The organism is Mycobacterium sp. SMC-4 (assembly GCF_050205565.1).
GTDB lineage: Bacteria > Actinomycetota > Actinomycetes > Mycobacteriales > Mycobacteriaceae > Mycobacterium.
In genome coordinates, this window is the sequence record NZ_JBNMQU010000002.1 from 299,466 (window position 1) to 314,917 (window position 15,452).

The window sequence follows — 15,452 nt, forward strand, 5'->3', positions numbered from 1 at the left end:
TATTCCCCATCTATCTCCAGCCTGTCGCGACCTCGGCGGCCAGCGCGCGCAGCTGGTCGGAGGCCTCGTCGATGGCCCGCTGGACCGATCCCGCGCGTTCGGCCAGCGAGTATGCGGCGGTGATCCCGGCAGCGTCGGCGGCGGCCGGTTCGAGGGTGACCTGACCGGCGAGCACGATGACCGGCAACCCGCGTGTGCGGGCGGCCGCAGCCAGCGCGCTGACGACCTTGCCGTGCAGCGACTGGTCGTCGCACCGGCCTTCTCCGGTGAGGACCAGGTCGGCGGCGGCGATGTCCTGGTCCAGGCCGGTGTGCGCAGCGATCACGGCGGCCCCGGACTCGCGCCGGGCGCCGAGGGCGAGCAGCGCGGCGCCGATGCCGCCGGCCGCACCGGCGCCGGCTTCCCCGCTGACGGCCCTGCCGGCGACGGCGTCCAATTCGGCGGCCCAGTGGGCCAACCGGCCCTCCAGGACGTCGACCGTGTCGGGGTCGGCCCCTTTCTGCGGGCCGAACACGGCTGCGGCACCCATCGGTCCGAGGAGAGGGTGTTCAACATCACTGGCGGCGATCAACTCCACCCCGGCCAGCCGGTCGCGTGCGGCGGTCAGTCCGCCCAGCGCGTCGACCATGCCGCGGCCACCGTCGGTGCAGCAGCTGCCGCCCAGACCGACCACGATGCGAGTGGCGCCGGCGGTGAGCGCGTCGGCGATCAGTTGCCCGACGCCGATGCTGTGCGCGTCGAGCGCGGTGCGCACCGTGGGGGGTCCGTCCAGCAGCGCGAGACCGCAGGCCTGCGCGCATTCCAGGTAGGCGGTGACCGGCGCCTGGTCGCCGTCGAGCACCCACCGGGCCGTGACGTCGGAGTCCAGCGGGCCCCGCACGGTCGACGTCCGCACCTCGCCGAGCCGCGTGGCCAGGACGTCGACGAAGCCCGGTCCGCCGTCGGACTGCGGCGCCAGGGTGAGGCGGTCATCGGGACGCGACGACGCCCAGCCCGCGGCGATCGCGCGGGCCGCCGCCACCGCGGTGAGGCTGTCGCCGAAGGAGTCCGGCGCGATCAGCACAGAGCGGCTCATCCGGGCAGACTATGACCTGATCACAGCCGTCGCACGCCGACGTGACGGCCACCGGCCGGGGTTCGGAGCACCCGTTGCGGACAGTAACCTGGCAGGCGTGAAACTCCTGGGCCGCAAGAACGACGACGCCGGCGACCCCGGGGACGACTCGTCCTCCGGTGCCGACGAGGGCGCGCAGGCCGCGCCGCAGAACCCGCGCTCCGGTCGGACGACCACCGCCCCCAAGGGCCGACCGACGCCGAAGCGCAACGAGGCTGCGCGCACCCGCAGGCCGGTGGCTCCGGCACCGATGACCACGGCCGAGGCCCGTAAGCGGCGCAAGGAGATGCGCGGCCCGAAGCTGTCGCGTGAGGAGAAGAAGGCGGTGCGCGCGGAGCGTCGCCTCGAGATGAACGAGCGCCGCGACCGGATGATGTCCGGCGACGAGGCCTACCTGCTGCCGCGGGACAAGGGTCCGGTGCGCCGCTACGTGCGCGACGTGGTCGACAGTCGCCGCAATCTGCTGGGTCTGTTCATGCCGTCGGCACTGTTCCTGATCTTCGTCATGCTGGCGGTGCCGTCGGTGGAGGTCCAGCAGCTGCTGTCGCCGGCGATGCTGGTGCTGGTGGTCATCATGGTGATCGACGGCTTCATCCTGGGCCGCAAGGTCAACCGCATGGTGGACGAGAAGTTCCCCAACAACACCGAAACAGGTTGGAAACTCGGGTTCTACGCCGCCAGCCGCGCCTCTCAGCTGCGCCGGATGCGCGCGCCGCGGCCGGCGGTCGAGCGCGGCACGCGCGTCGTGTGACGGCGTCGGTGTCCTATTTCCCCGAGGTCGCCGCACCTGACCCGCAGGCCGCGGCGGCCGCGCGGGAGCGCCAGGGTCGACTGACCAAGCCGGCCCACGCACTCGGTCGGCTCGAGGAGCTGTCGGCCTGGGTCGCATCCTGCCAAGGGGTCTGTCCGCCACGACAATTCGAGCGCGCCCGGGTGGTGGTGTTCGCCGGCGACCATGGCGTGGCTTCGTCCGGCGTGTCGGCCTATCCGCCCGAGGTGACGGCGGCGATGGTGGCCAACATCGACAGCGGCGGGGCCGCGGTGAACGCTCTGGCGGCGGTCGCCGACGCCACGGTCCGCGTCGCCGACATCGCCGTGGACACCGACCAGGCGCTGTCCCCGGCGATCGGGTCGCACCGGATCCGGCGTTCGAGCGGCAACATCGCGGTCGAAGACGCGTTGACCCCCGACGAGGTCGTCGAGGCCATCGAGGCGGGCCGGCGTATCGCCGACGAGGAGGTCGACTCGGGTGCCGACCTACTGATCGCCGGCGACATGGGGATCGGCAACACCACACCGGCGACCACGCTGGTCGCCGCGGTCACCGACACCGAACCCGTGGCCGTGGTGGGCCGCGGCACCGGCATCGACGACGCCGGCTGGGCCCGCAAGACCGCGGCGATCCGCGACGCGCTGTACCGCACTCGCGGACTGTCCGCCGATCCCGTTGCGCTGCTGCGGATCTGCGGCGGCGCCGATCTGGCAGCGATCGCGGGGTTCTGCGCGCAGGCCGCGCTGCGCAAGACGCCGCTGTTGCTCGATGGAGTTGTGGTGACAGCGGCCGCGCTGGCCGCCGACGGTTTGGCGCCCGGTGCGCGGGCATGGTGGCAGGCCGGGCACCGCTCGACCGAGCCGGCGCACTCGGTGGCACTGCGGCACCTCGGCCTCGAACCGCTGGTCGAGCTCGACATGCGTCTCGGCGAGGGCTCCGGTGCTCTGGTGGCGTTGCCGGTGCTGCGCGCCGCGGTGGCCACGCTGGCATCGATGGCGACCTTCGAGGAAGCCGGGATCAGCGGAGGCTGATCGTGATCCGTTCGGTCACAGGCGCGTTGGCGTTCGCGACGGTGACGCGCCGGGCGCCGCGGTCGAGGTGACCACGACGGTCGCCGCGCTGTGCCCGGCGGTCAGCTGAGCTTGGCCATCCAGCCGTGCGTATCGGCGAAGGTGCCGCGCTGGATTCCGGTGAGGGTGTCGCGCAGGGCCATGGTGATCTCGCCGGGTTCGCCGTCGGCGATGGTGAATTCGCCGTCGCTGTGCTTGACGTGCGACACCGGGGTGATGACGGCGGCGGTGCCGCACGCGAACACCTCGGTGATCTCCCCCGCGGCGGCCTTCTTCTGCCACTCGTCGACGTCGATCTTGCGCTCTTCGACCGCGAATCCGGCATCGGTGGCCAACTGCAGCAACGAATCCCGCGTGATACCGGGCAGCAGCGACCCGGAGAGTTCGGGGGTGACCAGCCGCGCGCTGCCTCCGCTGCCGAACACGAAGAACAGGTTCATGCCGCCCATTTCCTCGACGTAGCGCCGTTCCAGCGCGTCGAGCCACACCACCTGGTCGCAGCCCTGCTCGGCGGCCTGGGCCTGCGCCTGCAGCGAGGCCGCGTAGTTGCCGCCGAATTTCGCCGCACCGGTGCCGCCGGGCGAGGCGCGCACATACTCGTGGGACAGCCACACGCTGACGGGCTTGATGCCGCGCGGGAAGTAGGCGCCGGCCGGCGACCCGATGACCAGATAGCGGTACTGGTTGGCCGGGCGCACACCGAGTCCGGGTTCGGTGGCGAAGATGAACGGCCGCAGATACAGCGATTCCTCGCCACCGGCGGGTGGCACCCACGCCTCGTCGACGGCGATCAGCTGCCGCAACGATTCGATGAACAGCTCTTCGGGCAGTTCGGGAATGGCGATGCGGCGCGCTGAGGCACGCAGCCGTGCGGCGTTGGCCTCCGGGCGGAACGACACCACCGATCCGTCCGCCCAGCGGTAGGCCTTCAGGCCTTCGAAGACTTCCTGCGCGTAGTGCAGCACGATCGCCGAGGGGTCGAGCTGGATGGGCCCGTACGGGAGCACCCGCGCGTCGTGCCAACCCTTTCCGGCGGTGTAGTCGATCGACACCATGTGGTCGGTGTAGTACTTGCCGAAGCCGGGGTCGGCCAGGATCTGCGCGCGCACCTCGTCACTCGCCGGGTTCGCGGTGCGATCGACGGTGAATTCGAGGGCGTCAGTCATGCGGCGATTGTATATCTCGGCGGCCAGCGAATTTCCGGCCCCGACCGCACAGCTCAGCGGGTCTTGGTGTCCACGAACGGCGGCTTGACCACTTCGCACTCGACGCGGCGGCCGCGCACGTCGACGGCGAGCGTGGCACCGTCGGCGATGTCGGCGTCGGTGTCGATCAGAGCCAGCGCGATGCCGACTTTCAGTGTGGGCGAGAAGGTTCCGGATGTCGTGACGCCGACGCGGCTTTCCCCGTCGAGGACGTCGAGTCCGGCGCGCAGGACGCCGCGGCCCACCGCGCGCAGCCCACGCAACGTGCGTCGCGGTCCGGCTTCTTTCTCGGCGAGCAGGGCGTCGCGGCCCCAGAACGCGTCTTTCTTCCAGCCCACCGCCCACCCGCAGCGGGCCTGCACCGGCGAGATGTCCAACGACAACTCGTGGCCGTGCAGGGGATAGCCCATCTCGGTGCGCAGCGTGTCCCGCGCACCGAGGCCGGCCAGTTCGCCGTCGGCGGCCTTGACGCGGTCGACGAGGGCGTCGAACACGACGGCGGCGTCGTCCCAGGAGGGCAGCAGTTCGTAGCCGTGCTCGCCGGTGTAACCCGTCCGGCACACGCGCACGTCGACGCCGTCGAAGGTCGCGTCGGCGTAGCCCATGTAGTCCATGTCGGTGGGCAGCCCCAACGCACCGACGACGTCGGCCGAGCGAGGGCCTTGCACGGCCAGCACCGCGCGCGAGCGGTGTTCGTCGGTGACGGTGATCTCCGCGGGCGCGTGCTCCTGCAGCGCGGCGACCACGGCCGCGGTGTTCGCGGCGTTGGGGACCAGGAAGATCTCGTCGTCGGCGACGTAGTACGCGATCAGGTCGTCGATCACGCCGCCCTGTTCGGTGCAGCAGAGCGTGTACTGCGCTTTGCCGGGGCCGATACGGCGCAGGTCGTTGGTGAACGCCGAGTTGACGAAGTCGACGGCGCCGGGACCTTTCACCAGCGCCTTGCCCAGGTGGCTGACGTCGAACAGGCCGACGGAGGTGCGGGTGGCGGTGTGTTCGGCGACGGTGCCGGCGTAGGACACCGGCATCAGCCAGCCGCCGAACTCGGCGAAGCTGGCGCCGTGCTCCCGATGTCGATCCTCCAGCGGTCCGGCCAACAGGTTGTCGCTCACGGCGAACCACACTAGTAGGCCAGTGGATAGGGTGGTTGTCCGTGAGCACTGAAGTCGGTTACCAGTCCCCGTCCGTCACCGTTGCCGCCGCGTTGCCTGAGCAGCCGGTGGCGTCCTCGGTCCTGATCGTGCCGGTCGTCAGTGCAGGTGACGACGACTCCCGCGCCACTGTCCTCGACGCCGGGTTCCTCGCCGGCGACCGCATCACCGAGATCGAGAACGCGCTCGCGGCGCTGGGCGCCAAGGGCGGCGCCGAGCAGGTGACTCGAGTGGTCGTGCCGGGCCTGCCGGTCGACAGCGTGCTGGCCGTCGGGCTGGGCAAGCAGCGCGACGATGTGCCCGCCGAGACGATCCGCCGCGCCGCCGGTGTCGCCGCGCGGGCGCTGTCCGGGGTCGAGTCGGTTTTCACTTCGTTGTCGGCGCTGGACCTGTCGGCCGCGATCGAGGGTCTGGTGCTGGGTTCCTACCGGTTCACCGCGTTCCGCTCCGACAAGACCGCCCCGAAGGAAGCCGGGGTCGCCAAGATCGTCGCCCTGACCCAGAGCGAGGACGCCGAAGCCGAGGCCGCGCGCGCCGCGGCGATCGCCGGCGCGGTGGCCACGGCCCGCGACTTCGTCAACACCCCGCCCAGCCACCTGTATCCCGACGAGTTCGCCCGCCGCGCAAAGGCTTTGGGTGAAGCCGCCGGGATGGAGGTCGAGGTTCTCGACGACGCCACGCTGGCCGAGCAGGGCTTCGGCGGGATCATCGGCGTCGGTAAGGGCTCTTCGCGGCCGCCGCGACTGGTGCGGCTCGTGCACCGCGGCGGCTCGGGGCCGGACGCCAAGACCGTCGCACTGGTCGGCAAAGGCATCACGTTCGACACCGGCGGCATCTCGATCAAGCCGGCCGCCAACATGCACCACATGACCTCCGACATGGGTGGTGCGGCGGCGGTCGTGGCCACGGTGGTGCTGGCCGCCCGCCAACAGTTGCCGGTCAACGTCATCGCCACGGTGCCGATGGCCGAGAACATGCCGTCGTCGACCGCGCAGCGGCCCGGCGACGTGCTGACGCAGTACGGCGGGATCACCGTGGAGGTGCTCAACACCGACGCCGAAGGCCGGCTGATCCTGGCGGACGCGATCGTGCGGGCGTGCGAGGACAATCCGGATTACCTGATCGAGACCTCGACGTTGACCGGCGCACAGACTGTCGCGTTGGGCGCGCGCACGCCCGGGGTGATGGGCAGCGAGGAGTTCCGCGACCGCGTCGCGACCATCTCGCAGTCCGTCGGCGAGAACGCGTGGGCCATGCCGCTGCCCGAAGAATTGAAGGACGACCTCAAGTCGACGGTGGCCGACCTGGCCAACGTCAGCGGCTCCCGGTTCGCGGGCATGTTGGTCGCCGGGACGTACCTGCGCGAGTTCGTCGCAGAGAACGTGCAGTGGGCGCACATCGACATCGCCGGCCCGGCGTACAACTCGAGCGGGCCGTGGGGCTACAACCCCAAGGGTGGCACCGGGGTGCCGACGCGGACGTTGTTCGCGGTCCTGGAGGACATCTCGGTCAACGGCTAACGGTCCAGTTCTTCGCGGGCGGCGCGTTTGCGTTCGATGCGCCGGCGCGCGTCGTAGTCGCGCATCCGCTGCGGGTAACCGACCTTCTGCACGTCGTAGACGGGGATCTTGAGCTGCTTGGACAGCCGGCGGGCTCCGGCGTCTCCCCCGGCACGTCGCCGAGTCCACTCCCCGTCGGCGGCGACCAGCACGACGGTCACGTCGGTGACGGTGGTTTTCGGCTCGACGAACGCCTCGACGCCGGTGTGCTCGGCGACCCAGCGCTGCAGATAGCGCAGGTCGGCGGCAGGGTCGGACCCTTTGGCGGCCTGAGAGCGGCGCCGGCCGCGGAGCTTGTCGAACAGTCCCACCGTGGGCGCTCCCTTCTGTCGGCTCGGCCGACCCAGCCCCGACTGTCGGCTCGCCGACGGCGACCCGCCGATTTCGATAGTGCCAGAGCGACGCGAACCCATGTCCATGGCGAAACGTGTAGCCAGACGTGACAGGATGGGTACGCGAGACTTCGACTACTGCGACTGACCGTGCAAGGGAGCCACAACACATGGCCATCTCCGTTCAGATGCCCGCACTCGGGGAGAGCGTCACCGAGGGGACCGTCACCCGCTGGCTCAAGCAAGAGGGTGACACCGTCGAGGAGGATGAGCCATTACTGGAGGTGTCGACCGACAAGGTCGACACCGAGATTCCGTCTCCCGCCTCGGGTGTGCTGAAAAAGATCGTCGCGCAGGAAGACGACACCGTGGAGGTCGGCGGCGAGCTGGCAGTCATCGGCGACGCCGGTGACGATGACGGCGACGACAGCGGTTCGGACTCCGGCGATGCTGACGAAGACTCCGACGAAGAGGACAGCGCCGAGGAGCCTGCCGCCGACGAACCGGAAGACGAGCCCGCCGAAGAGTCCGAGCCCGAACCCGAACCGGCGAAGTCGTCGAAATCATCGGGAGGCGGATCGGGGTCCTCGACGCCGGTTCTGATGCCGGAGTTGGGTGAGTCCGTCACCGAGGGCACGGTGACGCGTTGGCTCAAGAGCGTGGGCGACACCGTCGAGGTCGACGAGCCCTTGGTCGAGGTGTCCACCGACAAGGTCGACACCGAGATCCCGTCGCCGGTCGCCGGAACGCTGCTGTCGATCACCGCCGAGGAGGACGACACGGTCGAGGTGGGCGGCGAGCTGGCCAAGATCGGGGAACCCGATGACGAGTCCGGCGACAGTGAACCGGAACCCGAGCCGGAGCCCGAGCCGGAACCAGAGCCCGAGCCCGAGCCCGAGCAGCAGACCACTCCGTCGGCCAAGCCGTCCGAGGAAGCCAAACCGGAGCCGAAGTCGGAATCCAAGCCCGAGCCCAAGGCCGAGCCGAAGTCGGAGCCCAAACCGGCAGCGGAATCGTCGGGCGACTCCGGTCCGTACGTCACCCCGCTGGTGCGCAAACTGGCCGCCGAGCACGACGTCGATCTGTCCTCGGTCAAGGGCACCGGTGTCGGCGGACGCATCCGCAAACAGGACGTGCTCGCCGCGGCGGACGCCAAGAAGGACGCCGGCAAGGCTCCGGCGGACAAGCCGGCAGCCGAGGCCCCGGCGAAGGCGGCCACCACCGCGCCGGCACCCCAGGGCGCACTGGCCCACTTGCGGGGCACCACCCAGAAGGCCAACCGCATCCGCCAGATCACGGCCAAGAAGACGCGTGAATCTCTGCAGGCCACAGCGCAGTTGACGCAGACCCACGAGGTCGACATGACCAAGATCGTGGCGCTGCGCGCCCAGGCCAAGACGCAGTTCGCCGAACGGGAGGGCGTCAATCTGACGTACCTGCCGTTCATCGCGCGCGCCGTCATCGATGCGTTGAAGATCCACCCGAACGTCAACGCGAGCTACAACGAGGACAGCAAGGAGATCACCTACTACGACGCCGAGCATCTCGGCATCGCAGTCGACACCGAGCAGGGCCTCTTGTCACCGGTGATCCACAACGCCGGCGACCTGTCGCTGGGCGGGCTTGCGCGCGCCATCTCCGACATCGCGGCGCGGGCCCGTTCGGGCAACCTCAAGCCCGACGAGCTCGCCGGTGGCACGTTCACGATCACCAACATCGGCAGCCAGGGCGCGCTGTTCGACACGCCGATCCTGGTGCCGCCGCAGGCGGCGATGCTGGGCACCGGCGCGATCGTGAAGCGTCCGCGGGTGATCGTCGACGAGTTCGGCAACGAGTCGATCGGTATCCGCTCGGTGTGTTATCTGCCGCTGACCTATGACCATCGGTTGATCGACGGCGCGGATGCCGGGCGGTTCCTCACCACGATCAAACGACGGCTCGAGGAAGGCGCCTTCGAGGCCGACCTGGGACTGTAGGCGCCAGTGTCGATGCCATCGGATTCGGTAATCGCGGTCGCGGGATCGTCGGGTCTGATCGGCACGGCGCTGGTCTATGCGCTGCGCGCCACCGATCGCCGGGTGCTGCGCCTGGTCCGTCGGGCGCCGACGAACGCTGACGAGGTGTTCTGGAATCCCGACACCGGCGAGTTCGACGCAGAAGCACTGCGCGGGGTCGACGCGGTGGTCAACCTGTGCGGTGTCAACGTCGGCCAGAAGCGGTGGTCGGGGGCGTTCAAGCAGAGCCTGCGGGACAGCCGCATCGGCCCCACCGAGGTGCTCTCCCGCGCCGTCGTCGACGCCGGTGTGCCCGTTCTGGTGAACGCCAGCGCGGTCGGTTTCTACGGGGACACGGGCAGCACCCCGGTCGACGAGACCGCCGGTCCCGGCGACGGTTTCCTGGCGCGGTTGACCGTCGACTGGGAGGCCGCGACCGCCACCGCATCGGCGCAGGGCCTGCGGGTGGTCCTGGCGCGGACCGGGTTGGTGATGGCGCCGTCGGGCGGCATGCTGGGCCGGATCAAACCGCTGTTCTCGCTGGGGCTGGGCGCCCGTCTGGGCAACGGCCGCCAATACATGTCGTGGATCAGCCTCGCGGACCAGGCGCGTGCGCTGATGTTCGCGATCGACCACGACGACCTGTCCGGGCCGGTCAACTTCACCGGACCGGCACCGGTCACCAACGCCGAGTTCACCACCGCGCTCGGGCGCGCCGTGAACCGTCCGACCGCTCTGGTGGTACCGGGATTCGCGCTGCGAACACTGTTGGGCGAGTTCGCCGACGAAGGGGTGCTCAGCGGGCAACGTGCCATCCCGGTAGCCCTCGAGAGGGCCGGATTCTCGTTCCGCCACAACACCATCGGTGAAGCGTTGGCGTTCGCCACCGCCCCGACCCGGGACTGAGGGTAGCGTCGGGCTCATGGCCTCCTCGGTTCGCTCTGCCTCCGCGGCGGTGCAGGTGCGCCGCCTGGGCACCATCGACTACCTCGCGGCGTGGGACGTTCAGCGCGACGTGGCCGCAGCCCGCGCCGCGGGCGGGCCGGACACCTTGTTGCTGCTCGAGCATCCGCCGGTCTACACCGCCGGAAGGCGCACGCTGCCCGAGGAACGTCCGGTGGACGGCACTCCCGTGGTGGAGACCGACCGGGGCGGCAAGATCACCTGGCACGGTCCGGGACAGCTGGTCGGCTATCCGATCATCGGGCTCGCCGAGCCGCTCGACGTGGTCGACTTCGTGCGGCGCCTGGAGGAGGCGCTGATCACCGTGTGCACCGAACTCGGGGTGCCGACGGGGCGGGTCGAGGGACGCTCGGGTGTCTGGGTGGCGAACACTTCGGCGCGGCCGCGCAAGATCGCCGCGATCGGCATTCGGGTGGCGCGGGCGATCACCCTGCACGGCTTCGCCCTCAATTGCGATTGCGACCTGGCGGCATTCGGTTCGATCGTGCCGTGCGGCATCTCCGACGCGGGGGTGACGTCCCTGAGCGCGGAACTGGGCCGTCGCGTCACCGTCGCCGAAGTCACCGACCGGGTCGGCGAGGCGGTGCTCGACGCTCTGGACGGCCGCATCACCATCGGTGCCGTCACGTCGGCGCGCGTAGACTCGGCCCAGTGACTATCGCTCCTGACGGCCGCAAGCTGCTGCGTCTGGAAGTGCGCAACGCCCAGACGCCCATCGAGCGCAAGCCACCGTGGATCAAGACCCGCGCCAAGATGGGCCCGGAATACAAAGAGCTCAAAGGCCTGGTGCGCCGCGAGGGTCTGCACACCGTGTGCGAGGAAGCCGGCTGCCCGAACATCTTCGAGTGCTGGGAGGACCGCGAGGCCACCTTCCTCATCGGCGGCGAGCAGTGCACACGCCGCTGCGACTTCTGCCAGATCGACACCGGCAAGCCCGCCGAACTGGACCGCGACGAGCCCCGGCGCGTGGCCGAGAGCGTGCAGGCGATGGGTCTGCGGTACTCGACTGTCACCGGGGTGGCCCGCGACGACCTGCCCGACGGCGGCGCCTGGCTGTACGCCGAGACGGTCCGCCAGATCAAGGCGCTGAACCCGAACACCGGTGTGGAGCTGCTGATCCCGGACTTCAACGCCGATCCCGCGCAGCTCGGCGAAGTCTTCGCGTCGCGTCCGGAAGTGTTGGCGCACAACGTCGAGACGGTGCCGCGCATCTTCAAACGGATCCGGCCGGCGTTCCGGTACGAGCGCAGCCTGTCGGTGCTGACGATGGCGCGCGACGACGGGCTCGTCACCAAGAGCAACCTGATCCTCGGTATGGGCGAGACGCCCGAGGAAGTCCGCTCGGCGCTGCGCGATCTGTACGACGCCGGCTGCGACATCGTGACCATCACCCAGTACCTGCGTCCGTCACCGCGCCACCACCCCGTCGAACGGTGGGTGCATCCCGACGAATTCGTCGAGCATCAGGACTACGCGACCTCTCTCGGTTTCGCCGGAGTGCTCGCCGGCCCGCTGGTTCGTTCCTCGTATCGCGCCGGAAAGCTGTACGCGCAGACGGTCGCGTCGCGGCCGACCGGAGCGGCTCGGCCGGCGACATCCACGCAAGTATCCTGAAGCAATGGCGAAGAGGCGTAACCCGGCTGAGGCCAAGGCGGCCAAGGCCGAGGCGAAGGCCGCCCGCAAGGCGGCGTCCAAACAGCGGCGTAGTCAGCTGTGGCAGGCGTTCCAGATCCAACGGAAAGAGGACAAGCGCCTCCTGCCGTACATGATCATCGCGTTCGTCGCGATCGTCGGCGCCTCGGTGGCCGCAGGCCTCTACGCCGGCGGTTTCACGATGTTCATGCTGATCCCGCTGGGCATCGTGCTGGGCGCGCTGGTGGCGTTCATCATCTTCGGCCGGCGCGCGCAGAAGTCGGTGTACCGCAAGGCCGAAGGGCAGACCGGTGCCGCGGCGTGGGCGTTGGACAACCTGCGCGGCAAGTGGCGCGTCACCCCCGGGGTCGCCGCGACCGGACATTTCGATGCCGTGCACCGGGTCATCGGGCGGCCGGGCGTGATCTTCGTCGCCGAGGGCTCCGCCACCCGGCTCAAGCCACTGCTCGCGCAGGAGAAGAAGCGCACCGCGCGGCTGGTCGGCGACGCCCCGATCTACAGCATCATCATCGGTAACGGCGACGGCGAGGTTCCGCTGTCCAAGCTGGAGCGGCATCTGAACAAGCTGCCGGCCAACATCACCGTCAAGCAGATGGACGCCCTGGAGTCGCGTCTGGCGGCGCTCGGCACGAAGGTCGGGCCTGCCGCCATGCCGAAGGGGCCGCTGCCGGCCAACGCGAAGATGCGTGGCGTGCAGCGCACCGTGCGGCGTCGCTGATCGTCGGTGTGCACCAGACCTAACGTCGGACGACGGCGGTCTTGGTCGCGAGGTCGTGCAGGCCGCGCAGGTCAGAGTCTGTGAACAGCGCCGGGATGACCAGGGTGATCAACAGCATTCGGGCAATGGCGCGTCCGAGTCCGACGAAGTCGCGGTTGTCGACGGAGACAACTTTCAAACCCAGTGCGATCTGCCCTGGTGTGAAGCCGAACAGTCGCACGGACACGATGCCGAGGATGATCCAGACGACCAACTGAGTGGTCTGCAGTGTCGCTGAGGCGGACAGGCCGAGCGTCGTGACAAGCGCCGCCAAGCCGAGCGATACCACCCAGTCCACCAGCAGCGCGGCGATGCGGCGACCGAACCGCGCGATGGAACCGGACCCCTCGGCAGGCAACCCGAGCCGCTCGCCGGGATACTGTCCGGGTCCCGAAGCGTCCGGACCCGACAGCCAAGATCGGAAACCGGAACCGGATGTGCTGGGCATGCAGTCAGGATAGGTGCAGCGCGGGAGCACACCGCCGGGTGTGAGGCCGTACGCGTAACGTCTACGCAACATGGGCTTGACTGCCGTGCAACATCATGTCCATACCGTCACCGGCGGGCTACCAAGTCAAAGGAGAGCAATCAGTGGCAGAACAGACCGCCGACGACATCATCAAGCTGATCCGGGACGAGAGCGTCGAGTACGTCGACATTCGCTTCTGCGATCTGCCTGGCGTCGTCCAGCACTTCTCGATCCCCGCGTCGGCGTTCGATGAGAGCGTGTTCGAGGACGGCCTCGCATTCGACGGTTCGTCGGTGCGCGGATTCCAGTCCATCCATGAGTCGGACATGATGCTGCTGCCCGATCCGGCGACCGCGCGTATCGACCCGTTCCGGCACGCCAAGACGCTGAACATGAACTTCTTCGTCCACGATCCGTTCACCCGGGAGGCGTACTCGCGTGACCCGCGCAACGTCGCCCGCAAGGCGGAGAACTACCTGGCCAGCACCGGGATCGCCGACACCGCGTACTTCGGCGCCGAGGCCGAGTTCTACATCTTCGACTCGGTGACCTTCGACTCGCGGATCAACGGCACCTTCTACGAGGTGGACTCCGAGTCGGGCTGGTGGAACACCGGCGAGCCGCTCGAGGCCGACGGCAGCCCCAACCGCGGCTACAAGGTCCGCCCCAAGGGCGGCTACTTCCCGGTCGCGCCGTATGACCATTACGTCGACCTGCGCGACGAGATGGCCACCAACTTGACCAATGCCGGCTTCATTCTCGAGCGTGGTCACCACGAGGTGGGTACCGCCGGCCAGGCCGAGATCAACTACAAGTTCAACACCATGCTGCACGCCGCGGACGACGTGCTGCTGTTCAAGTACATCATCAAGAACACCGCCTGGAAGGCCGGCAAGACCGTCACCTTCATGCCCAAGCCGCTGTTCGGTGACAACGGTTCGGGCATGCACGCCCACCAGTCGCTGTGGAAAGACGGCAAGCCGCTGTTCCACGACGAGTCGGGCTACGCCGGACTGTCCGATCTGGCCCGCCACTACATCGGCGGCATCCTGCACCACGCGCCGTCGCTGCTGGCGTTCACCAATCCGACGGTGAACTCCTACAAGCGTCTGGTGCCGGGCTACGAGGCGCCGATCAACCTGGTGTACAGCCAGCGCAACCGCTCGGCGTGCGTGCGTATCCCGATCACGGGCAACAACCCGAAGGCCAAGCGCCTCGAGTTCCGCTGCCCCGACAGCTCGGGCAACCCGTACCTGGCGTTCGCGGCCATGCTGATGGCCGGCATCGACGGCATCAAGAAGAAGATCGAGCCGCTGGCCCCGGTCGACAAGGACCTCTACGAGTTGCCGCCCGAGGAAGCCGCCAACATCCCGCAGGCGCCGACCTCGTTGGCCGCGGTGATCGACAAGCTCGAAGAGGATCACGAATACCTCACCGAGGGTGGCGTTTTCACCGAGGATCTGATCGAGACCTGGATCTCCTACAAGCGGGAGAACGAGATCATGCCGATCCAGATCCGTCCTCACCCCTACGAGTTCTCGCTGTACTACGACGTCTAAGTCGGCTCGCCGACGCGACGTCTAAGTCGGCGTAACCCTTTCTGCGCGAGCAGACGCTGAGGCCCCCAGAATCCCCGGATTTTGGGGGCTTTCGCGTCTGCTCGGCACATATTGGGCGGTCCAGGCGAGTAGCGTCGCCCTATGGTTCAGGGATTCGATGCGCGCCTCGCCGCATACTCGTCACCGATGCTGAGCATTTTCCGCATCATGTTCGGTCTGCTGTTCACTCTGCACGGCACCATGAAACTGTTCGGCTGGCCGCTCGGCGAAGCCGTTCCCGTCGGCTCTTGGCCGGCGTGGTGGGCGGGCCTGATCGAGGTGGTCACCGGACTGCTGATCACCGTCGGGTTCTTCACCCGTATCGCTGCCTTCATCGCCGCCGGTCAGATGGCGGTAGCGTACTTCTGGAAGCACTGGGCGATCTTCGGCGGCGAGCCCGCCAGCTTCTGGCCGAGCGAGAACCGCGGAGAGGTCGTCATCCTCTTCTGCTTCGGCTTCCTGCTCCTGGCCACACTCGGCGCCGGCGCATGGTCGATCGACGGGCGACGGCAGGTGGCCGGCGGTTCGCAGGTGCGGCGCAACCGCGTCGTCACCGGGACCGCCGCTCCCCCGGTCACCGCGACACCTGTGCAGCAGCCCGTGCGTCGCGGCGGATTGTTGAGCCGGTTCCGCAGGCCGCGGTACTAGCCACACCGGCGCGCCTGCGCCGGATTGCTGTGATCGTGACCCCGGAAAGCACCTCCCGATCATTTGCCAGAAAGCGGTGGGCATTCCTTTCTGCGAGTTAGCCCAGATCGCCGCCTACAGGAATCCGAACACCCCAAGCATCTCGCCTGTCCACTGCGCAACAGCGA

The 15,452-nt window shown here is 68.9% G+C and carries 15 protein-coding genes; 10 read left to right on the forward strand and 5 right to left on the reverse strand.

The genetic code is table 11. The features are described from left to right. Positions 1–10: 10 nt before the first annotated feature. On the reverse strand, positions 11–1,075 hold the full coding sequence (locus ACQI46_RS06180) for a glycerate kinase (protein ID WP_427093086.1): 1,065 nt from the start codon (positions 1,073–1,075) through the stop codon (positions 11–13). Positions 1,076–1,172: 97 nt separating this feature from the next. Here ACQI46_RS06180 and ACQI46_RS06185 point away from each other — a divergent pair, with 97 nt between their 5' ends. Next, positions 1,173–1,865, forward strand: a complete 693-nt coding sequence (locus tag ACQI46_RS06185) for a DUF3043 domain-containing protein (protein WP_427093087.1) — start codon at positions 1,173–1,175, stop codon at positions 1,863–1,865. Positions 1,866–1,873: 8 nt separating this feature from the next. Continuing rightward, a complete protein-coding gene (gene cobT, locus ACQI46_RS06190) occupies positions 1,874–2,917 on the forward strand; it encodes a nicotinate-nucleotide--dimethylbenzimidazole phosphoribosyltransferase (RefSeq protein WP_427093202.1) in 1,044 nt (347 codons plus the stop codon). Positions 2,918–3,018: 101 nt separating this feature from the next. Here cobT and ACQI46_RS06195 read toward each other — a convergent pair whose 3' ends face one another. Together ACQI46_RS06195 and gcvT are read right to left on the reverse strand one after the other, a co-directional pair. Then, positions 3,019–4,122 (reverse strand): branched-chain amino acid aminotransferase, encoded by a 1,104-nt coding sequence (locus ACQI46_RS06195; protein WP_427093088.1) that lies wholly within the window; start codon positions 4,120–4,122, stop codon positions 3,019–3,021. A gap of 53 nt (positions 4,123–4,175) precedes the next feature. Further along, on the reverse strand, positions 4,176–5,273 hold the full coding sequence (gene gcvT, locus ACQI46_RS06200) for a glycine cleavage system aminomethyltransferase GcvT (protein ID WP_427093089.1): 1,098 nt from the start codon (positions 5,271–5,273) through the stop codon (positions 4,176–4,178). A gap of 41 nt (positions 5,274–5,314) precedes the next feature. Between gcvT and ACQI46_RS06205 the strand changes: the two genes are divergently transcribed. Next, a complete protein-coding gene (locus ACQI46_RS06205; RefSeq protein ID WP_427093090.1) occupies positions 5,315–6,832 on the forward strand; it encodes a leucyl aminopeptidase in 1,518 nt (505 codons plus the stop codon). Here ACQI46_RS06205 and ACQI46_RS06210 read toward each other — a convergent pair. Then, on the reverse strand, positions 6,829–7,182 hold the full coding sequence (locus ACQI46_RS06210; RefSeq protein ID WP_427093091.1) for an oxidoreductase: 354 nt from the start codon (positions 7,180–7,182) through the stop codon (positions 6,829–6,831). The two genes, ACQI46_RS06205 and ACQI46_RS06210, sit on opposite strands and share 4 nt — an antisense overlap. 191 nt (positions 7,183–7,373) lie before the next feature. Between ACQI46_RS06210 and sucB the strand changes: the two genes are divergently transcribed. The 5 genes from sucB to ACQI46_RS06235 are packed head-to-tail and all read left to right on the forward strand — an operon-like array spanning position 7,374 to position 12,531. Continuing rightward, positions 7,374–9,179, forward strand: a complete 1,806-nt coding sequence (gene sucB / locus ACQI46_RS06215) for a 2-oxoglutarate dehydrogenase, E2 component, dihydrolipoamide succinyltransferase (RefSeq protein ID WP_427093092.1) — start codon at positions 7,374–7,376, stop codon at positions 9,177–9,179. Between the two features lie 12 nt (positions 9,180–9,191). Further along, positions 9,192–10,103, forward strand: coding sequence for a TIGR01777 family oxidoreductase (locus ACQI46_RS06220; protein WP_427093093.1), 912 nt, complete (start codon positions 9,192–9,194; stop codon positions 10,101–10,103). Positions 10,104–10,119: 16 nt separating this feature from the next. After that, positions 10,120–10,815, forward strand: a complete 696-nt coding sequence (gene lipB, locus ACQI46_RS06225) for a lipoyl(octanoyl) transferase LipB (RefSeq protein ID WP_427093094.1) — start codon at positions 10,120–10,122, stop codon at positions 10,813–10,815. Continuing rightward, the gene (gene lipA / locus ACQI46_RS06230; RefSeq protein ID WP_427093095.1) at positions 10,812–11,774 is read left to right on the forward strand and encodes a lipoyl synthase; all 963 of its coding nucleotides are present in this window, start codon (positions 10,812–10,814) and stop codon (positions 11,772–11,774) included. Before lipB ends, lipA begins: the two co-directional genes overlap by 4 nt. A gap of 4 nt (positions 11,775–11,778) precedes the next feature. After that, entirely contained in the window at positions 11,779–12,531 is a 753-nt protein-coding gene (locus ACQI46_RS06235) for a DUF4191 domain-containing protein (RefSeq protein ID WP_427093096.1), read from the forward strand. 19 nt (positions 12,532–12,550) lie between these two features. Here the strand turns inward: ACQI46_RS06235 and ACQI46_RS06240 are convergent, their stop codons facing one another. Then, on the reverse strand, positions 12,551–13,018 hold the full coding sequence (locus tag ACQI46_RS06240) for an RDD family protein (RefSeq protein WP_427093097.1): 468 nt from the start codon (positions 13,016–13,018) through the stop codon (positions 12,551–12,553). A 143-nt stretch (positions 13,019–13,161) separates the two neighbouring features. On the opposite strand from ACQI46_RS06240, the gene glnA reads away from it, so the two are divergent. Continuing rightward, positions 13,162–14,598, forward strand: a complete 1,437-nt coding sequence (glnA, locus tag ACQI46_RS06245) for a type I glutamate--ammonia ligase (RefSeq protein WP_427093098.1) — start codon at positions 13,162–13,164, stop codon at positions 14,596–14,598. Between the two features lie 141 nt (positions 14,599–14,739). Further along, a complete protein-coding gene (locus ACQI46_RS06250) occupies positions 14,740–15,285 on the forward strand; it encodes a DoxX family protein (RefSeq protein ID WP_427093099.1) in 546 nt (181 codons plus the stop codon). The last annotated feature ends 167 nt before the right edge of the window (positions 15,286–15,452 follow it).